18 protein-coding genes are annotated in these 23,310 nt (G+C 44.5%); 15 read left to right on the forward strand and 3 right to left on the reverse strand.

The window, feature by feature from the left end; genetic code table 11:
- Positions 1-113 precede the first annotated feature (113 nt).
- Positions 114-1,367 (forward strand): NADP-dependent isocitrate dehydrogenase, encoded by a 1,254-nt coding sequence (icd, locus tag Q4549_RS04295; protein ID WP_303549101.1) that lies wholly within the window; start codon positions 114-116, stop codon positions 1,365-1,367.
- A 73-nt stretch (positions 1,368-1,440) separates the two neighbouring features.
- Here the strand turns inward: icd and Q4549_RS04300 are convergent, their stop codons facing one another.
- Positions 1,441-2,334, reverse strand: coding sequence for a hypothetical protein (locus tag Q4549_RS04300; RefSeq protein ID WP_303549099.1), 894 nt, complete (start codon positions 2,332-2,334; stop codon positions 1,441-1,443).
- Between the two features lie 449 nt (positions 2,335-2,783).
- Here Q4549_RS04300 and Q4549_RS04305 point away from each other — a divergent pair, with 449 nt between their 5' ends.
- The 9 genes from Q4549_RS04305 to Q4549_RS04345 all read left to right on the forward strand — a co-directional run bounded on the left by Q4549_RS04305 (position 2,784) and on the right by Q4549_RS04345 (position 15,873).
- Positions 2,784-5,231, forward strand: a complete 2,448-nt coding sequence (locus Q4549_RS04305; protein WP_303549096.1) for a carbohydrate binding domain-containing protein — start codon at positions 2,784-2,786, stop codon at positions 5,229-5,231.
- 124 nt (positions 5,232-5,355) lie between these two features.
- The gene (locus Q4549_RS04310; protein WP_303549093.1) at positions 5,356-6,117 is read left to right on the forward strand and encodes a hypothetical protein; all 762 of its coding nucleotides are present in this window, start codon (positions 5,356-5,358) and stop codon (positions 6,115-6,117) included.
- Between the two features lie 39 nt (positions 6,118-6,156).
- On the forward strand, positions 6,157-8,889 hold the full coding sequence (locus tag Q4549_RS04315; RefSeq protein WP_303549090.1) for a carbohydrate binding domain-containing protein: 2,733 nt from the start codon (positions 6,157-6,159) through the stop codon (positions 8,887-8,889).
- A gap of 838 nt (positions 8,890-9,727) precedes the next feature.
- Positions 9,728-12,805, forward strand: coding sequence for a cellulose binding domain-containing protein (locus Q4549_RS04320; RefSeq protein WP_303549087.1), 3,078 nt, complete (start codon positions 9,728-9,730; stop codon positions 12,803-12,805).
- A 347-nt stretch (positions 12,806-13,152) separates the two neighbouring features.
- On the forward strand, positions 13,153-13,509 hold the full coding sequence (gene raiA / locus Q4549_RS04325) for a ribosome-associated translation inhibitor RaiA (RefSeq protein ID WP_303509501.1): 357 nt from the start codon (positions 13,153-13,155) through the stop codon (positions 13,507-13,509).
- Positions 13,510-14,196: 687 nt separating this feature from the next.
- Complete coding sequence (locus Q4549_RS04330) at positions 14,197-14,508, forward strand: hypothetical protein (protein WP_303549085.1); 312 nt, start codon at positions 14,197-14,199, stop codon at positions 14,506-14,508.
- Positions 14,509-14,550: 42 nt separating this feature from the next.
- Positions 14,551-14,823 (forward strand): hypothetical protein, encoded by a 273-nt coding sequence (locus Q4549_RS04335; protein ID WP_303549082.1) that lies wholly within the window; start codon positions 14,551-14,553, stop codon positions 14,821-14,823.
- 132 nt (positions 14,824-14,955) lie between these two features.
- Positions 14,956-15,417 (forward strand): GNAT family N-acetyltransferase, encoded by a 462-nt coding sequence (locus Q4549_RS04340; protein WP_303549080.1) that lies wholly within the window; start codon positions 14,956-14,958, stop codon positions 15,415-15,417.
- Positions 15,418-15,423: 6 nt separating this feature from the next.
- The gene (locus Q4549_RS04345; RefSeq protein ID WP_303549077.1) at positions 15,424-15,873 is read left to right on the forward strand and encodes a GNAT family N-acetyltransferase; all 450 of its coding nucleotides are present in this window, start codon (positions 15,424-15,426) and stop codon (positions 15,871-15,873) included.
- Positions 15,874-15,960: 87 nt separating this feature from the next.
- Here the strand turns inward: Q4549_RS04345 and Q4549_RS04350 are convergent, their stop codons facing one another.
- Complete coding sequence (locus Q4549_RS04350; protein WP_303549075.1) at positions 15,961-16,524, reverse strand: hypothetical protein; 564 nt, start codon at positions 16,522-16,524, stop codon at positions 15,961-15,963.
- A gap of 156 nt (positions 16,525-16,680) precedes the next feature.
- Positions 16,681-17,628 carry a LysR family transcriptional regulator gene (locus Q4549_RS04355; RefSeq protein WP_303549072.1) on the reverse strand — a complete coding sequence of 316 codons (948 nt, stop codon included), beginning with the start codon at positions 17,626-17,628 and terminating at the stop codon, positions 16,681-16,683.
- 210 nt (positions 17,629-17,838) lie between these two features.
- On the opposite strand from Q4549_RS04355, the gene Q4549_RS04360 reads away from it, so the two are divergent.
- The 5 genes from Q4549_RS04360 to Q4549_RS04380 all read left to right on the forward strand — a co-directional run bounded on the left by Q4549_RS04360 (position 17,839) and on the right by Q4549_RS04380 (position 23,127).
- Positions 17,839-19,491: a methyl-accepting chemotaxis protein gene (locus Q4549_RS04360; protein WP_303549069.1), complete on the forward strand. Its 1,653-nt coding sequence runs from the start codon at positions 17,839-17,841 to the stop codon at positions 19,489-19,491.
- Positions 19,492-19,751: 260 nt separating this feature from the next.
- Positions 19,752-20,165, forward strand: a complete 414-nt coding sequence (locus Q4549_RS04365) for a VanZ family protein (RefSeq protein WP_303549066.1) — start codon at positions 19,752-19,754, stop codon at positions 20,163-20,165.
- A 6-nt stretch (positions 20,166-20,171) separates the two neighbouring features.
- Positions 20,172-20,681: a DUF6653 family protein gene (locus Q4549_RS04370; protein ID WP_303549063.1), complete on the forward strand. Its 510-nt coding sequence runs from the start codon at positions 20,172-20,174 to the stop codon at positions 20,679-20,681.
- Between the two features lie 436 nt (positions 20,682-21,117).
- Positions 21,118-22,716, forward strand: coding sequence for a PAS domain-containing methyl-accepting chemotaxis protein (locus tag Q4549_RS04375; RefSeq protein WP_303549060.1), 1,599 nt, complete (start codon positions 21,118-21,120; stop codon positions 22,714-22,716).
- A gap of 15 nt (positions 22,717-22,731) precedes the next feature.
- A complete protein-coding gene (locus Q4549_RS04380) occupies positions 22,732-23,127 on the forward strand; it encodes an ACT domain-containing protein (protein ID WP_303549057.1) in 396 nt (131 codons plus the stop codon).
- The last annotated feature ends 183 nt before the right edge of the window (positions 23,128-23,310 follow it).

The raw sequence follows: 23,310 nt of genomic DNA on the forward strand, positions 1-23,310 counted from the left end.
CTCTGCAAGCAAAACTTCGTTCATCTCACTTCTTGCAACCCACAGCGTTGCCCCTCTTGCGCTAGCCAAGTAAAGTAATTTCCAAACAATGTTTACCTTAGGCCACACAAGTCATGCCCTACCAACATATTCGTGTCCCCAACGGCGGAGAGAAAATCACGGTTAACTCGCAACAAGAGTTAGTAGTGCCGAATAACCCCATTATCACTTACATTGAGGGCGACGGTGTAGGCGTAGACATCACTCCGGTGATGCTAAAAGTGGTCGATGCGGCAGTTGAGAAAGCCTACGGCTTACAGCGTAAAATAATGTGGATGGAAGTTTTTAACGGAGAGAAAGCCGCCAACATGTACGACGGCGATTGGTTTCCGCAAGAAACCCTCGGCGCCATTCGCGAACATAGAGTAGCGATAAAAGGTCCACTCACAACTCCTATTGGCGGTGGCTTTCGCTCACTAAATATTTCATTACGCCAAGAAATGGATTTGTTTGTAAACATTCGCCCAATTCGCTGGTTTAAAGGTGTCCCCTCACCACTTAAAAACCCTGAACTTACCGACATGGTGGTCTTTAGAGAAAACTCTGAAGATATTTATAGCGGCATAGAATGGAAGGCCGGTAGCCCAGGCGCAGAGCGAGTAATCGACTTTCTTCAACAAGAGATGGGCGTAACCAAAATGCGCTTTACTGAAGATTGTGGAATAGGTATTAAACACATTTCGGAACAAGGCTCAAAGCGGCTAATTCGCCATGCTATTCAATACGCGCTAGACCACCATCGGGATTCAGTCACCCTAGTGCACAAAGGTAACATTATGAAATTTACCGAAGGTGCGTTTAAAAACTGGGGGTATCAACTAGCTCAGCAAGAGTTTGGCGCGCAAACCCACAGCAACGGTTACTGGCTGGAGATCCCACGTGAAGGCCAAGCGCCACTGGTAATAAAAGACATTATCGCCGACAGCATGTTTCAGCAAGTTACCCTGCATCCCGAACTTTACGATGTGATTGCGACGATGAATCAAAATGGCGACTTGTTAGCTGACGCGCTGGCTGCTCACGTAGGGGGGATTGGTATTGCTCCTGGCGCAAACATGAGTAGTGACGTAGCCTTTTTTGAGCCCACTCACGGCACAGTGCCGCGCTTGGCTGGCCAAGATAAAGTGAACCCTTGCTCGATTATTTTATGTGCCCAAATGATGCTAAAACATATTGGGTGGATAGAAGCTGCAGAACTGATTAGCCAAGGCGTAGACGGTGCTATTGGCGCGCGTACTGTCACCTATGACTTTGCCCGTATGATAGAAAATGCCACTGAATTAAGTTGCTCAGCCTTTGGTGAAGAAGTGATTAAGCACATGCACTAAGCATTAAGGTTTCGCCTAATGCTGTAATTAATAGTCGATATTTAACGGCTCTCAAAAGCTTTATAGCGCTGGGTTAATCACTACCCTTATCTTCCAACACCAGCTTTGGCAGCTTTGGCAGCAGTGGTAACGCTTGGCTTAATTGCTGTTGCGATAAACTATGCATAGTAAACCATTGCCAGTCATTGTTAATCCGACTAAAACGGCCAATACCTACATCACCATTGGTAGTCCACTGTTGCCAACCCGCTAGCTTGTTTAGCCAATAATCAGATCCCACACTCATTAGGTATTGCGCTTGGTCGCGGTTGTCAGGCCCCGTTGGGTCATCCAATACTAACCGAGCCGCCACTACAGAGACCACGCCGGCAATACGTGATTCACTAATTCCTTTGCGCCCACTGTGCTTAGGCCAAAAATGAAAGTTGTATCCACCAGTCATCGTCACCGAACTGCCAAGAGTTTCCGTTCGTAAATCGGCAGGTTTGTTTACATCATCAACAAAATCTTCACGATAATGACGTCCAGCAACATCGCTCGACGACTGCAATACATACCATTGCATATCTTGGCTATCTAATACGTAACTATTGAGATGGGCCATTTGTATTCGAACATTATCGACAGGTTCCGTTCCCGCGGCCAAATAAGCTTGTCCCCAGCTAAGAAAGGCTGAAAATTCTCCTGGGTAATTACCAAACCCTAGTCGTGGCACTTGAGACCAATCATAGGTATTTGGTACACCGCTCGGTAACATTTGGTGAGGCAAACTCATATCATCACTCAAACGCTGGCTTAGTGCAGGTTGAACTGCCACCTCGGCCGATGACTCTACGTCAAGTACCGAATCCTCTACGGATACCGCATTTTGTGACGAATTACATGCTAACAAACCGCTACTCACAAGGCTTAACATCAGCAGTAACTTCACCACTGAGAAAATAGAATTAAATAATGAATGTTTCACTAATGTAGCCCTCACTTAAGTCCTTTAATGCGCGTCGGCCATGGTTAATATTGGCTGTCAGCACACTAGATATATAGATGGTGCTTTTTGGGTTAATAAAACAGCTTGTTTCATTACCGCGCGCACAAGAGTCCCAACGAACAGCCACTAAATGTTTCTTTAAAGCCGCAAAAATTAGAAAACGCATCCTTCAATTATATAGCAGCCAGCCAGTGCAATATTCATACAGACATTTGCAGTATCACTGACTTGGCAAGGCTTTTAAAGCAATAAAAAAACATATCTATTTAATTTTTATGGTATTTTTTACCTTATGATGTTTTATATCATTAATTTATTAAGTAGTATAAAAGCTCTAAGGGCGTAGATATCGAAGAATTGAACGCCAATCAATAGGGACATTAACGCTTTACGGTAATCAACATATCGTAAGTAAAAAAGGGAATATAATGAATAACATAGTGTATCGCAGCCTAGTATTGTGCTGCCTACTCCTTAGCCTATCTACTCATCTTCAAGCCGCCCGTTACGCAGGTGGCGTTCCAATCAACATCGACCAAAACATCACCTTCAACTTCGGTATCGCCAGTCAAGGCAACCGCACGGCGACAGTTTGGTATAGCAACAATATGGCCATTGCCATTGAAGGCGCCACGGCCAGTACCTACGACCGTGCAACCATGGAAAAAGTAGTTGCCTTAATGGCGGCTTCTAAAGCCTCTTTCGAAGAATTTACCGGCATAAGAAACTTGTCGTTAAATGGCTCATATAAAGGCTTACCTACCATTCAAATCCCCCGCGATAACAATGGCGCTGGCGGTTTAGCTGCTCACGGTGTATTTGGTTTGTCGGTGGGAAAAGGCTTATTTGACCCTTTTCACGATCGTGTAAAAGCCGGCGATATCAGCATCGACCAAGTGTGGTTGTATGAAATGAACCGCAACTTCTACAAAACCGGCAGTAATGGCTGGAACGCTTGGATAGACTGGGCGTGTGATGGAAACAACTCGAACTACGGCTATTGGACAGTAGGCTTTAACAATGCCGCCGCTTTTTGGATTGTTGATGACTTAGGCGTTGGCCTTTATTACTTTGGCAGCCGTTACGATAAGTTTCGTGCAGACCATAAGTCAGAGTTAAATAAATACCTAGACAATACCAGTTACAATTTTGATAACGTTTGGGGCACCAGCAAACTGCCGTGGCGCAACGGCACCATTAATACCCTAATGTCAGCAGTGTTACTGGAGTGGTATGACGCCTTAGGCGGTAAACCATTTATTCAGCGCCTGTATCAGCAACTGGATAACAACCCAAGATTAAGTAACCGCTTTGATCATCAAACTGCACGTGACAACTGGTATCGAGCGGTAAGCCGCGCCAGTCGCCAAGACCAACGCGATTACTTCGAAAAAACCTTACGCTGGAGCATTTCTTCAGCCGCTAAATCAACCATTCAAAAAGAACTGGGTAATGGTGGCGGTGGCGAAGACGATTCGGGCATCATTGTACAAGCCGAAGATGCCAAGCTTTACGGCGTGTTCACCCTAGGTTCAGACAGCGCAGCCAGCTCAGGTCAATACATCCATTCAGAATATACCGGCAGTTATTACGACAATAACATTGAAGCTAATCGTGCTGAAATCACCTTTACCACTAGCCAAGCGGGTTTGTATACCCTAAAAGGCACCACTTACGCACCTAATAGCCAAGCTGATTCGTTCTACATAAAAGTGAACGATGGCACGCTGCAAGTATGGGATATTAACAATACTTCTTATTATGAAGAATTGAACGTTAACTACCGCAATGAAGCTGACCAAGTAGACCTTGATATCTCAGCGGGGAAACACACGGTAACCGTTTATGTGCGCGAAGATGGTGCTCGATTAGACCGAATACGTTTAGTACGTATTGGCGAAGGCAATGGCGGTGCCGATGACCCTATTGGTGGCACAACTCCGGGTGACGGAAAACCTAGCACAATTACATTGGAAGCAGAAAGCGCCACCTTAACTGGTTTATTTAAAAAAGGCAGCGATAGCAAGGCCAGCGCTGGAGGATACATTTATTCTACCGATGCAAATAAATACTATGAAGGCACCGCCAAAAACGCTAACCGAGCAGAATTTAGCTTTAACGCAACAGGCGCAGGCAGCTACCAGCTTAAAGGTACCGCTTACGCCATCGACGGCGGCGCAGATTCTTTCTGGATCCAAGTAAATGGTGGTGATGTTTACCTGTGGGACACTCATGCTCAGCCCGTTTATTTAGAGATGGACGTAAATAATCGCGGTGTTGCAGATCAAATAGAGGTGGAGCTAAGCCAAGGGCAAAACACAATTACAGTGTATGTTCGTGAAGATGGTGCGCGATTAGACCAACTTCGCCTTATTCCGCTAGAAGGAGATAACGGTGGCGACAATGGCGAGCCACCATTGCCCGAACCCGAAATCAACCTCATCAACAACGGTGATTTTGAATCAGCAAAAATCAGCCCTTGGGTTGCGGCTTATACCGGAACCGCAAGCGTGACCAGCTCAGCTTACAGCGGTAACTACGCCTTAATCAGTAAAAACCGCACAGAGTGGTTCCACGGCCCTAAACAAAATGTGTTGAGCGCCTTGCAAGTAGGTAAAACCTACCAGCTTAGCGCAATGGTTCGAATGGTTTCAGGCTCTAGCAGTAAAATTGAGGCACGTATACTCACCCAAGATAGTAGCGGCCACACCTGGCACAAACTCGGCCAGGTGACAGGTTCAGCGACTTGGCAGCAAATCAACGCCGAGTTTACCGTGCAAGCTACTGGTAGCCTCAACAACGCTGATTTGTATTTGTTTGGCCCGCATGCGGGTAGCGAATTTATTGTCGACGACGTAGTGCTGATAGAGCGCTAGCCTCAATATAGCTAAACGTTAGCTCTACTAAGCAGCATTTGAAACTCAAATGCTGCTTATAACCTCCCCCAAAAAACTAACCAAGCATCTGCCACTTTAAGCAGTTGTTTAGCAAGGTTTAAACATGAATAAAAAAACGATTTTGGGCGGCGCTAGTTTACTGGTGATTAGCCTATCTGTGCTGTTTAACTTATCTGACGATAAGCAGACTTTAACGCCAACCATAACAAGCGCTAAGCTCCCTCTCCCAGACAGCGTTGAACCAGTGCCGTTAGCGCTAGTAGCCACACCAGAAAAATCACCCAGTAATGCAACTGCGCCCCTTCTGGCAAACAAAACGGTTCAACAACACCCGAGAGCAAAAACCAACTCAAGCAGTCCTCAAAACTATCAGCCCAATGCTCGAACCGAAGGGCGCGTGCCCTTAAAACAAAACGCCTGGCAGGAGCTTGAAAATATTCCAGAGCAATTTAACCAGCTACGCAATGACGGCGCCGATAGACGCTATGTTGAGTATGTCAATTTAAGCCACCAAGACTTACGCATTGGCGATATCGTGAATATCAACATTCCACAATTGGCGGAAGACTTTGCCACTGAGATAGTCAGCATTATGCCGCTTCAGCAAGGTGGGAAAGACATTAACTCACGCTTTATTGGAAATGATGGCCAAGCCTACTCAATCACTCTTACCACTGGCGAAAATGCTTTATACGCCACCATTGATACTCCAAGTGATACCTACTTCGTGCAGGGCCATAACGGTGAAGCATGGGTAGTTTCCAGTAAAGAGCAAAGCTCATTGATTAATTGGAATGAGCCCGATCACTTAATGCCTCACCACGAACATGAACATGACGCGATACCTAAACCTATACAAGATTAAGCCCTTTATTGATTAACTAATTAAACAAATAGAGACACTATGAAAATATTCTATGGAAAGAAGAAAAACCTAGCAAAGCTCGGATTTTGCGCTTCAGCCTTATTAGGTTCATTGGCAGCAAACGCTTATGAAACGGTTGATGTAATGGTGTTATATACCTCGGCTGCAAAAAGCCAACAAAATGGTGCCATTGATACTTACATTAGCCACTTAATCAGTACCACCAATACTGCCTATGAAACCAGTGGTATGAATATTCGTATTCGCTTAGTTCATAGCGGCGAATACAATAAATCTGGCGCTACCGCCATGACCGGCGATGCCTTGAACCAACTCCGTATCGACCCTAACGTAAGCAGCCTACGTAGCCAATATGGCGCAGACATAGTGACCTTGCTAAACAGCCCGAGCGGAGGCGTATGTGGTTTAGGTTACGTAGGAACAGGGACTAATGGTCGCTACCATAGTTATGCAAAAGATTGGGCCTACAACATGGTAGGTGCCCACTCTAGCTGTGGTTTACTCTCCTTTGGCCACGAGCTAGGCCATAACATGGGTTTAGGCCATTCGCGTAAACAAAACAGCCTGGGTGGCGTATTCGACTATGGCACCGGCTATGGGGTAGACGGCGTATTTAGTACCATTATGGCCTACCCACAATCCTTTGGTACCTATACACAATTACGTCGATTTTCCGATGCCTCAACCAGCAGTTGTAGCGGATATGCCTGTGGTGTAGATAAAAATACCGCCAATGGCGCTGAAGCAGCCGACGCAATTAACGCTGTCGCGAGCCAATTAGCCGCTTGGTACCCAACCGCAGATAATGATGGAGATACTGGCGGTGGTGACAATGGTGGCGGAGATAACGGAGGAAACAGTAACGACCTAATACTTGAAGCAGAGCAAGCAAGTTTATTTGGTCTATTTAGGACCGGTTCAGATGCCGCAGCCAATGGCGGACAATACATTGATACCGCCTATCAAGGTCAATATTATGATGACAGCGTTAGCGCTCATCGCGCTGAGCTAGCATTTACTCTAGAGCAATCGGGTATCTACCAGCTAAAGGGTACCGCCTACTCACCCAACAGCCAAAGTGATTCTCTTTGGATACAGGTAGACAACGGGCAGCGTCACCTTTGGGATACGCTAAGTACCGCACGTTACGAAGAAATGGATATTAATTCACGTAACGTAAGTGAAACGATCGAGGTAGATCTTAGCCGTGGCGAACACTTTATTACCGTTTACGCACGTGAAGATGGCACTCGCCTTGACCAAATCCGCTTGGTTCGGATTGGCGATAGCGCTGGCGGTGACAATGGAGGAGACAACGGCGGCGATAACGGAGGCGAAACGGGCGGAGCACCTAGCCTAATAAGCTTAGAAGCGGAAGATGCCAAACTATATGGCTTATTTAGAGCAGGCAGCGACAATGCGGCTAACGCGGGCGGCTACATCGACTCAGCAAACAGTGGCAACTATTATGAAGGAAACACCATATCAGCCAACCGCGCTGAGCTCACTTTTACCGCTAGCGGCGCTGGTCAATATACCGTAAAAGGCACAACCTATGCTCCCGAAGCCAGTGCCGATTCTTTTTGGATTAAAGTGAATAATGGCGATACTCACCTTTGGGATACCCACAACCAAGCGGCTTACCAAGAAACCGATGTAAACTCTCGCGGTATAGCAGAAAGCTTAACCGTAGCGCTCACGGCGGGTAAAAACACCATAACAGTATACGTTCGTGAAGACGGTGCACGTTTAGATCAACTGCGTTTAATTCCAGTTGACGATAACACTGGAGGAGACAACGGCGGTGGTAGTGGCGAGCCGCCACTACCAGAGCCCAATCTTCTCACAAATGGAGACTTAGAGTCAGGTAATGCGCAAGGTTGGGCGTCAGGCTATACCGCCACAACCACCATCACAAATACAGCCCATAACAGTAACTATGCCTTAATTAGCAAAAATCGCAGTCAGTGGTATCACGGCCCTAAACAAGATATAGCGGGCGTGATTAGTGCTGGCAAACGTTACCAGTTAAAAGCAATGGTACGTATGGCATCAGGCAGTAGCACCAAAATTGAGTCTCGCTTACTGATTCAAGATAACAACGGATATACTTGGCATAAGTTATCTCAGGTGAACGGAACCACTGATTGGCAAGCACTTGAGGCGGACTTTACTGTTCAGGCTAGCGGTGCAATTACCCGCGCCGATTTGTACTTCTTCGGCCCAAGTGCTGGAACTGAGTTTATTCTGGACGATGCTCAGCTTACCGAGTGGACCGAAACCTTGCCCCCCACAGACCCAACCGACCCGACAGATCCCGGTAACGGTGGCGATACAGACAGTGTCTCGGCGCAACTATTAACAGCAGTAAACCAAGCGCGTAGTGTTGCTCGCAACTGTGGAAGCACCTATTACCCAGCCACCACAGCCGTTACCCTGCACCAGTCGCTGCAGTTAGCTGCCCAAGAACACGCCAGTAACATGGCCAACAATAACTTCTTTTCTCATACAGGTTTAGATGGTTCAGACTCCAATGCCAGAGCCAAAAAACATGGCTACAACAAAACGTGGGCCGGAGAAAATATTGGTGCGGGTTACGGCTCGGTTGACGACGTGATGAACGGCTGGCTAAACAGCGAAGGGCATTGCCGACATATTATGAACCCAAGTCATATTGACTTTGGCGCAGCCAAAGCCGAAAACGCTAACAGTAGTTACCGTATTTACTGGGCCTTGCTGCTTGGCTATTAATATCCGCTATTAATTATGCGGCGTGATGATGTCATCACGCCGCCCTTTACGCTGCTAACACCCTTAACGGCCATTCATACTCCTGCCTTTCCGATAAACTCAGAACAGCTGTTCAATCACCGTAATCAGGATGCCCACCGTCTATAAATTAACCTGATAAATCACTCTAAAATGCTTGAATACAGACCACCATACATAGTGCCGCAAGCCAAAGCCTTAACGCTTATTGATTGACCCAATCAGCTAGCTAGGCTAGCCACATTAGTGGTTTTTCGGCAGCACAGATTAACGTAATTTAGGGAATCAAGGATTTAGCTGAGAGAAAATGGATAGCAGTAAAGAAAATAATCCCGAGCCATCTCCGGCCTCATTATATTGCTTAAGCCATCCTGCATTAGCGGCCACCTCACACAAAAAACATCTAAATAGCTATTAAACAAAAAAAATAAATGAAAAGCCCAAAACCTTAATTGTTAACGTTAACAATAAGAACTATAACTGCCTTTCATGCTGTCATTCCGCACCGGAATAGTTGAGTACATAACGGAATTTATGTATGGAAATAAAGGGCATTTTTTTATCTAAGCAACGTTAGATAACTACAGATTATTTCTATATCAACAATCACCCGCTTTAGGCAGCTAAAATGAATATAGAAAGCACGACAACACACCATAGGTTTTCACCTTCTACACGCGTCGAAAAAGGCAAACCCGCAGCAACTCGCCTTTCCAGCCCTTCACTTCTAACAATGGGCAAGCTAACTAGGTTTACAATTTTTCTCTCTATATTTGCCCTCACCTTTTTTTGTTTCACCGCAAAGGCGATTGATATTTACGTGTCGCTAGAAGGAAATGACGCCAACAGCGGAACCCTGCAATCGCCCTTAAAAACCCTAAAAGGCGCAAGAGATAAAGTAAGAGCTGAGAAAGATGGCTCTCCAAGCACGGTGCATTTTCGAGCAGGTACTTACCCCATTACTGAGCAAGTCACCTTTTCAGCAGCCGATTCAGGCTCGTCGGCTGCACCAGTAACATATCGCTCTTACAGCGGAGAAACGGCTTTTTTTGACGGCTTAGCAAAAATTGATGCCTCTAAGTTTCAATTAGTAGAAGGTAGCCTGCGTAGCCGTTTGCATAGCACTGGCGCAGGTAAGATATGGTCTCAGGTTATTAGCGACCAAAGCCTCATCAATCTCCTTAAAGAGCCAGGCGCAGGGCTTAGCTTTAATACCCAACCGTTAATCACCACTCGTTCACCCAATATTGGTTTTTTCAACGTTTCAACTATTAGCTCTTTAGGAACAGGTAACGGCACCCACGATGCCCCCTTAGGTGACAGGTTTCGAATGCATGAAGAGATTGACTACGACAAGTTTCGTATTGAATTAGAACGAAATGGAAGACAAGCGTATATCGATGGATACCTCAGTGCCGATTGGTTTAGAGAGCAAATACCGGTGCAACGTTTTGGCAGCACCGGCAGCCGACTCTTTGTAATGGTAAACAAAGCACGTTACACCTTAAAAGGCTCTACCACCGCCCCACGTTTTCGAATTAAAAACATGCTGGCCACCTTAGATGTAGAGAGAGAGTGGTTTTTTGATAAAACCGACAACCGTTTATACATATTCCCGCCCAATGGCACGATGTCAGGCAACGATACCGTTGGGGTTTGGGCTGGCCCGCAAGCCATTTATGTCAATGGCGCTAACCACCTTTCTTTTGAAAAGATTGTATTTCAGCACTTTGGTAAAGGAAATAGCGAAGACGGTGTAATTACCGTTAATCAAGGCGACAATATTAAGATTGCAGGTTGTACCTTTCGCTACACCGCGCTGCCGCTAGCCCCGGTAAACTTAAGAGACCGCGCCACAAATTCTAGCCTTATTAGTTCAGATCTCTATGACAATGGCCGAGGCAGCCGACTGCGAGGCGGAAGCTATAACGCGAGTGGAATAACCCATGGTCGAAATCGTTTTGAAAACAATCACTTTTCACAAGTTAACCTTCCCGATGGGCGTGGCGATGTAGTCGGCATTGCCGGTGCAGGGCAAGTATTCAAACATAACTTGGTACACAACAGTAATGCGCAACCCATTACCTTTAGCGGGGTTGACCATACCCTTGAATACAACGAAATATTCAATGTAGGTAATGAAGAAGGCGATGGAGGCGCTACCTATACTGGTGCGAATATTTTCTCTTTTGGAAACAAGCTCCAATACAACTTTGTTCACCACCTAATTACCACTCCCGGCTTAGTAGAACGAGCGGGCTTTTTCTCCGACGACTATGACGCTGGCGAACAATACTTGTATAACACGATGTATAAAGCGGGCTCACAATCCATAAAAATGAATATGGGATCTGGACATACCGTTCAATACAACTATTTGATGGACACACGAAAAGCGGTAGATTTACTAGGCAGAGACGCCACGTTCCAGAAAGCGTATAACACCTCAGTGGCATTTCTAAAAGACAACCCAAACTCAACATCAAAAAGTAATTACTTGGGCCGAGCAGAAAAAGTATTAGGCGATTTTGTTAACAATCAAACCGCAACTTACAACTTGTCTTGGGATAACTCCTACTGGGCCAATCGATACCCTTACCTCAAAACAATGCTAAGGGACTCAAGAGCTAAATTGGGCATGTTTCCTACCGAAATACGCATTTACGACAACTTGTTTAGCAACACCGACATCAATTTTCAACACAGTCCAGGCTATGGCACAGAGAGAGGGAGCATTAGCCTAGACACTTCGCACTTTGTTGACCCCGGGTCACTCAACTTCGAATTAAAAAGCTCTAAACCCAACAGTTACCCCGACAATCGCTTTAAGCAAATTGGTTTAAAAACCGACGCTTATCGCTCAACGACGCCGAATAAAAACAGTTACCGCAAAGCAGTAAAAAACCGTTGGCTGAATAGTGCATCTTGGGGAACCGGTTCTTACGATAGAAGTACTTTTAATGGCCGTGCTTATTATAATTCTGGCAAGCTTATCGTTCCTACTTCTCAACAGGGACTGGGAGTAAGAGAAAGCGATGCTAGCGGCAGTTCTTCGCCACAGCAAGACGCTTATGTTTCTCAGAGCATTCCTGGTCGAATTCAAGCGCAACATTACGACCTTGGAGGAAACAACACCGGTTACTTTGATACTACCGCCAATAACAACGGCAATGTGTTTAGATCTGATGATGTGGATATCCAAAGTACTACCGACACAAGTGGCAGTTATAATCTAGGTTGGGTAGCAAACGGGGAATGGCTAGATTACACCTTCGCTGATGTTAAAACCGGAGTCTATGACATCAATATTCGCGTTGCCGCCAATGGTACTGCTGCTCACTCGATTCAGTTACAACTCAATGGAAACAACCTGGGAACGGCTAACTTTAGTGGAACAGGCGGATGGCAAAACTGGACAACGGTAACGCTTGAAGACGTCACCATACAAGATGCCAGCAGTAATTCTCTGCGGGCTAATATCTTATCTGGCGGCTTTAACCTTAACTGGATAGAATTTGTAGAAACGTCGACCACTACTCCTAATCCAGACCCAAGTCCTGACCCTGAGCCAGAGCCAGATCCGGAGCTAACATCAAACTGCAGCTATTCCATAAACCAAGACTATAGCAGCGGTTTCTCCGCAGATATTACCATCACCAATACCGGTAGTTCGGCAATAAATAGTTGGGAAATCCAGTGGCAACTTAACGATGGTTCAACGGTAAGCAATAGCTGGAATGCAGAGTTTAGTGGCAACAACCCTTACACCGCCAAAAACCTCCCATGGAACGGGAATATTGCTGCCAATGGGTCTGTCGTTATTGGTGTTCAAGTGGATAAAGGAAGCTCAAACGCTAAGGCTGAAATCGTAAATTTAAGTGGAACTGTTTGTAATTAGTCACCGTTGAGAATAGTAACAAGCTCGGCTAGCGTCTATACGGCCGAGCTTTCTTACCCTGCCGCTAAATCATGAGAGTTATAGACAGTGAAGTACTAGTCTTAGTTTCGGGCTTACACCCTCTTTGTTCAGTACTTAAGCAGATATTTATCCACTTATCTGACCTTGTCATTCCTAAACAAAATAACCTACCCAAGATATTGTTTTTCAAGCGGCTAATTTCAAGGCATAACCGCAAGATTTTTTTAATACACCGAACTTAATCACACATGTGCAATATACGCTTGGGCTAAGTGGCCAGAGTTTGCTAAGTTTAAAGGACGTAGTGATAAGCAAGGTGTAATTATATGAAAGTGAATATTCAAACCCAGCACGTATCCTTAGGCGAAGAATCAAGAACTGAAGTTGAAAGAAAATTTGAGAAAATATCGAACCACTTTCCACAACTGATAAGCTGCGACATCATCATCACAAAAGAGCACGGGCAACATCACATAGAAGTTTTCACTAATTATGAAGGCGTGCGAGTTTCAGCAAAATCGACGAACGCAGTAATGTATCCAGCCATTGCAGCAGCACTAAAAAAACTAGAAGCCGGCCTAGCCCATCGCAAAGGAAACTTGAAAGCCGATCTTCATGAGAAGCCAACCAGTACCAAACCAGAGATAGCCTCAGACATCATCCAAGAGATGAAATTAGTTTAAGCAAAAACTTATTCAGCAAATTATAGAAGCCAGCATCGATTGCTGGCTTTGTTCATTCTAAGCCAGCGATTTCTCCACCTACCGCCTCCATACTAAAAACCTATTTAGCGCCAAGCCACCGCACATCCAAACACTTAAGCGCCCTGCTCATAACGACTACATTTAAGGCTTAAGAACTGCAGACTGTAACCTGCTGAACAAGCCATCCTAGGTGTTTTATCAATCTTTAGAGCGAAATGTTCACCCAACTATTTTTTGTAACCTTTCATTGAAGTGTTTTTTTAGTCTGCAATGTAATAACCATAAAATCTTATTAAAACAAAAAGATAGGCAACACTATTTGAGAAAAACACAAATACTTACAACACTCCCGCCCATCAAAAACTCAAAGAAAACCCAAAAGAAACACAACAGGGTTTCTTTTGGGTTTCTTTTTTGTATATATTAAATCTCGAAACAACAATAGAACAAAGAAAAATTTACCCGCTAATGGGGTAACAAAACCTAATCAGCAACGAACTTTTTCCTGCGAGCACACCAGTCAACAGGATAAGAACCTTAGGCAAAAATTAAGTAAGCACTATGAATTCAATACTGAATCAATGCGAGTTAATGCCTAAATACATCCCGCCAAGGACGGCCTTACTTTAGATTGCGCCTAGCGCAAAAAGCTAAAACGAGGTCAACATGAATAACACAAGACTAAACACCGGTATTGCCTTAGTAGCCATTGCCATAGCTCTACCCTTTATCGCCGTTCCTATCATTACAGCTAGCCCTTTAAGTACCGCAGTAAAAGCCACCGCTATTACCTTTGCGGTAGCGGGTTTACCTGAAATAATGCTGTTCTTTGCTGGAATAATCATGGGTAAAGACAACCTTAAAGCCCTGCTAAGTAAGCTGATAACGTCACTTAAGCTTGGTTTCGCCAAGTTACTGGCTTGGTTTGGCCACCCACCAGCCAAACCCACACAGGAAACTATTAAAAAAGTTACATAGAGGTATACTTTAGGAATCCTTAAGTACCTAGAAGCGAATCAAATGAACGAAGAAAAAATTATGCCGGTCACTTTAAAATTCACTAGCTCTTTTTTGAGTGAGTTTGAAAGCCATCTAAAACAGTTCAATGAAAGCCATGGTAAAAACTTAAAACGGGCTTCCTTAATGAAGTTTTATGTGGAAGAGAACATGGCTTTATTCACCGGTGATACGGTCACCCAATTTGCTGCTGCAACCTCAGCACTAAAAGCCAATCCCGATTTATTGGAATTAGTAAAAGTATGGATAGCTCAGCAAGAGAAGCAAAACCAATAAGCCCTAGCTTTAATGTCCAAATATAGCCAAGCATCCGCTTGGCTTTTTTGCATCAATCAAAGCCACCTATTTAATGCTAAGCAAGATAATTAGGCTTATCATTATCTGTAACGCCACCTCAACAAAACCTTTATGACACCCCAACTAAAACAAGCAAATGCCAGTGATGCTGAACAACTGCAAACTATTGCCATACAGGCTTTTAGTAAAGATGCAGAACAATATGGCGCTTACCCTCCAGGTATTGAGTCTCTCCCTTGGCATTTCGAGCAAATAGCTAAAGGTCACTATTACACTATCGAATACAACGGCGAGTTAGCGGGCGGTATGTTAATGGTGCCGCTAAGCAACTCTGAGATGGAAATTAAGTACTTTTTCATCAGTGATTCTTTCCAAAACAAACGGATTGGTTCTGCCGCTATGGCGCTTATCGAGCAGTGCTACCCTACCATCTCTGTTTGGCATTTAGTGACGCCATACAAAGCTTTTAGAAACCAACACTTTTATCAAAAACTGGGTTACAAAAAAGTTGGCGAAATGCAGCCTAGACCGAACGATCCTTTTACCCTGTTTGAATACAAAAAAGTACTGTAGCGCCTTATGCAGCTTGAATATCAATGCGGAACAATAGAGCAAGTATTAGAAGTGGACGCGCAAATCCCAGAGTTTGCCCATAAAACCACTAAGGCCAAGATCATTACGCGCTTAGCTGATGCCAACTCTCTCATTTTAGTCGCCAGCCATGAGGGGAAGCCGGTCGCTTATAAGCTTGGTTACCAAGTATCAAAAGATATTTTTTACAGCTGGATCGGCGGTGTAATGCCAGCTTACCGCAAGCAAGGCATTGCTTCTCAATTACGGCTACGCCAAGAAACCTGGGCGATTAAAAATGGCTATAAACAGCTAACGGTAAAATCAATGAATCGCTACCCTGCTATGCTGCAGTTACTCATATCAGCGGGCTACCAGATATCCGGCTACCAAGATGAGGGCGATCCCAACAACAGTAAAATTATGTTCAGCAAGTGCTTGGTGGCTAAGCCCTACTAGGCGCTCGATAAGTTAAGAGCTTAAGGTAACTCCAGCTCAAAAGAAAAAGCCAAGCATTGCTTGGCTTTTTACGCTCTACATTTACGATCATCCGTGGCTTACCATTGCTTGAGGCTCTGCATACTCAGCACGTTGCCGCGCTTGAGCGATACAAGCTACATTATCAACCGGACGAATCACTTCTATATGTTGCTTAGTAAGGCCCATTAAATCATGAGCGCGTTTAAACACGGCTTCCATTAGCTCTGCTTCTTCGGGGTTACTGGTACTTAACGACAACATCATATCTTGCTGCTCGGCAATCATTGTGGTGGTTAACACATCGAGAATACAACTTGGAATAGCACAACTGTATTCATCTAAAATTGCTTTACTGCTGCCACGACTAATATTGATGGACGTTGGCGCTTGAGTACTTTTTTGGCATTGTTGTAAGTGATCTTCGCAGGCCATTTCGTTATTGTTTTGGTTAAGTCTGCGATAGGTTCCACCAAATTCTTCTACCAAGACAGACAAGGCCTCAAAAAACTGACTTGATGCAACAGAGCTATTAGCAAGCAATTGCTGCTCAATAAATGTCAGTAACGGCGCATCAATAAATAGGTTGTCTCTGTGTTGGTAACCTTGACCGCTATGTTGTGATGTATTCATGGTCAATTTCCTTCTGGTGGTTTTTATTATTGTTTTGTTTGCTTAGCTAAACCCTTAACTAAGCTTCACCTTCAAGATAGCGCGCCACCAAAATAAAATGAAATTGTAGTTTTCAATACAAACTATAGATTTTGTGAATAGTACTAAGTTTTGCTGTTATCTATCGGCCACCGAGGCAGAGAATTCAATCAATGAGCGGCGTAACCATTGGTGTGCCTTAGAGTGCTGCAGCAAAGGGCTCCAAATCATTTTAGTTTCGATAGGCACAATTTGAAAAGGCACCCGAACAATGCGTAAGTCTTGATTATCTTTGTACAACATCGCTTGTCGGCGCGGTAAGGTGGCGATCAATTGTGGTTGAGCCACCAGCAAGCCCGCTAAGCCATAATGGCGTGTATAAACCCGAATATTTCGGCTTTGGTCAAGCTGAGCTAAGGCTTCATCTACCCAACCCAACTTATGGCCACTGCTTTGGTTAGCCACTGCTGTTTCTGCTCCCCAGCCCGCGCGATTCACCCAAACGTGTTCGCTGTCTAAATAGCTATCTAGGCTAAGCTGCTCGGTATAAGCGTGGTCTTTATGCAGCAAACAACAAAAGTTGTCGCGCCAAATGCTCGATTGATGAAAGGTTTTAGGCAAACTAGTAAAACGATTAATGGCTAAATCTATGTGTCCTTTTTCCATATCACTCAAACGAATATCGCCAGGGCCAAACAAATCAAAGTTAATTTTGGGCGCGCTGCTCAATACACTTTGAATGAACGGGGCCAGTAAGGTCGCTTCAATATAGTCGTTACACATAATACGAAAAGTCACGCTACTTTGTTCCGGCGAAAAGTCTTTGTCTGGCTGGGTTATTTTCTCGGCCAAACTTAACAAACTCACGATTTCAGGTTTAAGTTTGGTGGCTTTTTCGGTGGGAGTCATGCCTTCGGCAGTACGCACTAACAGCGGGTCGTCAAACAATTCTCGCAAACGTTTTAAGGCATTACTCATAGTAGGCTGCGTTAGTGCTAGCTTGTTAGCAGCCTTAGAGACATTGCGCTCTTCCAGCAATACGTTTAAGTAAACCAGTAGGTTTAAATCCACCTTTCTAATATTCACGAAACTTATCTTCTTTTCAAAAACTATTAGTTTTTTTATTTAATCGGTAGGAGATTACCGAGTAAAGCGCCGAGCAATAAAAACGTGACTGGCTTAGCACCCAGCTTACAATAACGGGGCAAGATCATTTTAGCTTGATAACTTTGTTTCTATAATATGTTGGTACGCTGCCACTGCGGTGCTCATCCCTGTTTCATAAAAGGATTATCTATGTTCGGATACTTTAGGAATACTCATTTAGCCAACAAAATTCGCCTTCCCTTGCTGGCGGTACTTGGCTTAGTGTTAATTTTGGCTATCAACAACTACTCATCCCTTAAGCAATTAAGTGATCAGGCTGAGTACCAAAATAGCGTTATCACCCACTCAATGCGCTACTTGTTAGACGCTGACAAAGATCTGTATCAAGCTAAAGTGGGTGAGCTAAGCCTAATTTCGATGTATCGAAATGGCGAAGGCGATGCAAAAAAACTAAAAAAAGTACTCGATAAACGTAATCGCGATTTTGGCCAAGCCAAAGACAGAGCAAATACCGCTGCTGCGGCATTAGATAGCAACGATTATCGTCAAACATTTACTACTTTTAATAGTAACTTAAGCAAACTCATTAAGTTATCAGACAAAGCGATTAATGCCGCTAAGGCTGGCAATTATCAAGAAGCCGACGAAATTAGTATCACTGGCAGTAAAAAGCTGTTTGATTCGGTGCGAGAACCGATGGATGACGTGACTAGTGAGCTCATGCAACAGACTAAAGATGGCACCATTCAAGCAGAACACTTAGCCGATAGAGCCAGTACTTCAATGTTGATTATTATTGCCATTGTAGTAGGCATAATATTTCTGATTATCCTCCTCCTTCCCAAAGCCGTAGCGACTCCGGCCAAACAATTACGCGATGGTTTGGTTGAACTTGCCGATGGAGATGGTGACTTAACTCAACGCTTAACAGTATCAAGCGAAGATGAATTGGGCCAGGTAGCCCAAGCCTACAATCAATTTATGAGTAAGTTGCACGCCTCTATTTCTCGCGTATCAAATAGTAGTGAAATTTTGAAACGCAATACCGACTCGCTAAGCCAGCTAAGCGAAGAAAACGAATCATTGTCACTACAACAACATGATGCAATTGCAATGATTGTGACTGCAGTAGAAGAAATGAGCGTGGCTGTAAGAGAAGTGGCACAAAACGCTGAACACGTAGCAAATGCAACCCGTGACATAGCGCAACAAGCCGAGCAAGGCGCCTTAGTGATAGAGTCTTCTGCCGATAAAGCCACGCAATTAGCGGTACGCATGGAGGAATCAGTAGAGGTGGTTGGCACTTTGGAAAAAGAAGCCGCCAGCATTTCATCGGTAATGGATGTGATTAGAGGCATTGCCGAACAAACTAACCTATTAGCGTTAAACGCTGCCATTGAGGCAGCGCGCGCAGGTGAACAAGGTCGCGGTTTTGCGGTAGTGGCCGACGAGGTACGTTCATTAGCCGGGCGAACCCAGCAATCAACCGAAGATATTCGCCAAATGATCGAAAACCTAGGCAGTGGCGTGAAAAATGCTGTTGAAAGCATTGAAGCTGGCAATAACCACGTAGACGCGACCGTAGAAGATGTGAAGCAAGCTCAACAAGCCTTCAACAGTATTAGAGGGGCGATTGAGCAAGTTAATGATATGTGTTTACAAATAGCGACAGCGACGGATGAGCAAAGCTCTGTGATTGGCAGCATTAGCGAAAACCTCAACGATATTGATACCAAATCGAAAACCACCTCTGACAACTCCCGTAAAGTCAGCCAAGAATCCGACAACGTCAGTAATGAAACCGATCAACTCTACCAAGTAGTAAATCAGTTCAAACTGTAAGCTTTATCACTCGCAGCTAAGGCCTTGTTAGCTGCGAGTGCTTATGTTCAAGCTTAGCAACCCTCTTCCCCAATTAGGGGTTATCGTATCTGGGCATTTTCATTTAATGGCGATCAAACCAACTTTCTTATGCAACTAAGCAATCGAGCCACTATTGAAAGGAGGCGATCAAAGACTAAGTGTTGTGAAACTAATGACTTATCTTAATCACCACTCCTTGTTATATTGCTCAACAATGTTTCTTAGCTCAGCTTTCTTTCATGTATAAATTTGCCAGCATTTTAGCCCTACTGTTGTTTAGTTTTATCCTTTGGGTAATTTATTTGGCCAATACTGGCGCCAGTAGCGTATTTTTCAATGTGGTAGGATCCCTTCCCTATGGTGACAAACTAGGCCACTTTGGTTTGTTTGGCACGCTCACCTTCATCTGCGTATTAGCGACCAAATTCAGCGGCCTACGCATTGCCAACATTCCTATTTACTGGGGAGCAATAGCGGTGACTGTTTTTGCACTAGGCGAAGAACTTAGCCAAGCCTATATGCCAACTCGAACCTTTGATTTAGTAGATGCCTCTGCCGACTTACTTGGTATCGCTGCAGCTTGCGTTTGTTGCTATTTCATCAGTACCCATTTAGCCAAGACAAAGGCTGCTCCTTTGCCCAAGGGTCACTAAAGAGTTATGAATATTACTCAGTTGGCAGAAAAACTGATGGGCATGGACGAACGTAGTTGGCGCCGCCATGCAAATCCTTGGAGTGTGTACAGCCGCTTTAGTATTTTGCCGCTAATATCACTCGCGTTTTGGTCTCGGCAATGGCTCGGTATATATGCAATAGTGCCCATTCTGCTGTCTATTGCTTGGATATGGGTTAATCCCCGTTTATTTGGTGAACCCACTAACACCCATAACTGGGCCTCCATGGGTACCTTTGGCGAGCGAATTTATCTTAAACGTAAACATGTCAAGATTCCTCGGCACCACCTACAACCCTGTATCATTCTGCAGGTATTATCTGGCTTAGGTGTTCCGCTATTTATATACGGGCTTTACCAATTAGATATCACAATACTCATAGCAGCTAACTGTTGGATCATGGCATTTAAAGCGTGGTTTGTAGATCGCATGGTATGGCTATATTTGGATATGAAGGACAGCAGCAGCGAATATTCCCGTTGGCTAAAACCCTAGTATTTAGTGACCCAATCATTGTCTAGCTTATGCCATTAAGCAGCAAACGCTTCCCCCTAACAGGTTCGTTCTACATTTAACTCTTAGCATAAGCTTACCGCCAAACAAAATACGGGGCCTCTCTAGAAAACAAGCTCCCCCATGACGCTAAACCAAGCAATTCAAGATTTATAAAAGTAGCGCTTTTAGCTCAGCCACAAGCCTTTCCAGCCGCTTTCAATAAACTGACATCTTACAAACACCGCGCCCCAAAAGCGTGATTAATCCGCCAAGCTCGCGGTCAAAAGCACTAATATTAATTTTGCCAATAGTTTACCCAGCTACACTTTGGCTAATTACGAAACAATATTTTGCGCGTATTTATTGCTTGGCGTTCTGGCTTGCGCTTAGTGAATGCCGCTAATGATTTAGGCACTGCACATTTAAAGGACGGTAAATGAGAAATAATCAACCCATTACCCAGCAAGAGCAAAAATTCACGTCCAAAGAAGACTTAGTTTCCATCACCGATTTACAGGGTAAAATTAAGTACGTTAATGACGCCTTTGTAGCCATTAGCGGCTTTACTCGCGAAGAACTCATTGGCCAAGACCACAATATAGTACGCCACCCAGAAATGCCTCCTGCAGCTTTCGAAAGCCTTTGGTCAACCGTAAAATCAGGAAACCCATGGCGTGGATATGTAAAAAATCGCTGTAAAAATGGCGACTATTACTGGGTAGACGCCTTTGTATCGCCTATTGTGAAACAAGGAAAAACCGTAGGTTATCAGTCGGTTCGTTCTCAACCTAATGACGCACAGGTAAGCGAAGCCGAAAAGCTCTACGCAAAAATGCGTAGCAATAGCAGCATCAAGATTCCTAATGCACCATTATTTGAACGCACCTCGATTAGCACCATTAATATGATGTTTAACCTACTGCTATTATGCCTGTGTGCAGCCATTGTTATAGCGTCAGAAAATACCACCATAAAGCTGCTCGCAATAAGTGGCGCAGTGGTTCAACTGATCTACTGGTTCTATAGCCATAAACACGTATACCAGCGAATTCGCTTGATTCAGCAGCACAATAGAGACTTAGCCGCCGGAGACTTCACCCAAGCCATCACCGTTGATGGCAACCTAGAAATGCTGCAAGCCTTGGCGTCGATTAAGATTGTGCAGGCACGCTACAAAGCCATGTTTATGCAAGTATCTGAGTCGGTAAAAGCGATGATAGATACCGCCGATAGCCTTTCTGCTACCAGTGATGACGTATTGCAAAGTATGCGAACCCAAAGTAGCCATACCACTCAAATCGCCACTGGCATGAATCAAATGTCGGTGACAGTAGACGGCGTAAGAGAGAATGTGCAAAACACTGCCGATACGACTCAATACTTAAGTAAAACCGTTGAAGAGGGAGACCAAGTGGTTGCTGATGCACTGGAAACAATGCAGCAATTTAGCAGCGAAATGGCCGCCACCACCGACAAAATCAAAAATCTAGCCCAAGAAAGCCAACAAATTAGCTCAATTACCGACACCATTAGCAGCATTGCCGAACAAACTAACCTGTTAGCGCTGAACGCCGCCATTGAGGCCGCACGGGCCGGAGAGCAAGGGCGAGGTTTTGCGGTAGTAGCAGACGAAGTGCGTAATCTGGCAGCTCGCTCGCAAGAAGCCACTAAAGAGATTCAAACCATGTTAGAGCATCTCTCTTCGGGAATTAGCAGCTCGGCCAGTACCATTGACCAAAACAATACCTCGGCCAATGAGGCTCTAGAGAAAGTTAATTTATCGCGAGAGAAGTTTGTGCAAATTACCGAAGGCGTAGAGCAAATAAACCAAATGAGCTCGCAAATTGCTACCGCAGCCAGTGAACAAAGCATCGTCGCCAATGAAATGGCCAGCAGCATTGAAAGCATTAGCGCTCAAGCATCCAGCACCGAAGTTGAGGGTGAAAAACTGCAACATAATGCAACGCAAATTAATCAAAACTCTCTTCATCTGCAAGTGCAAATAGATGAGCTAGAGCTATCACAAAAAAACTAAGGGGAACAAGGGTAGATGAGTGGCGTTAAAGAGCTAGCACTTTTATTAGGTTCAATGAAGCCAAAGCTACTAGAGCAAGAATTTGTTTTTTGTACTCAGCAAGGAGAGCTAAGCGACTATTTGTCGCTTAAGCCCTTAGCCAGCTTTGTAGAAACCGAAGGCCTCACCTTAATACTAGAAAAGCAGCAAGCACTGCTAGCAAACTTGCACTTTGACAGTAGCTTCAAACAAATTACCTTAACGGTACACTCTAGTTTAGAAGCGGTTGGCTTAACCGCAGCGGTAGCCACTAAACTGGCTGAACGAGGTATTAGTGCCAATGTTGTGGCCGCGTTTTACCACGACCACATTTTTGTTCCCGCTCATCAAGCGGAAATAGCACTAAGGGCCCTGCAAGAGTTTAGCGACTAAAATAGGCCAAAACACACTTTTAAGGATAACATCAGCGCCATTATGCTTAGTGCTTATCCTTAATTTTCAAAACAGATTTAGGTGAATCCAGCTAGATAAGCACTTTGCTTGCACAGCTTATTTCACTTTTTCATTAGCTCGTTTTTATTGAATTAAAAGTGATAAAAATTTAACGCTTTTAAG

Source organism: Agarivorans sp. 2_MG-2023, assembly GCF_030548085.1.
Classification (GTDB): Bacteria; Pseudomonadota; Gammaproteobacteria; order Enterobacterales; family Celerinatantimonadaceae; genus Agarivorans.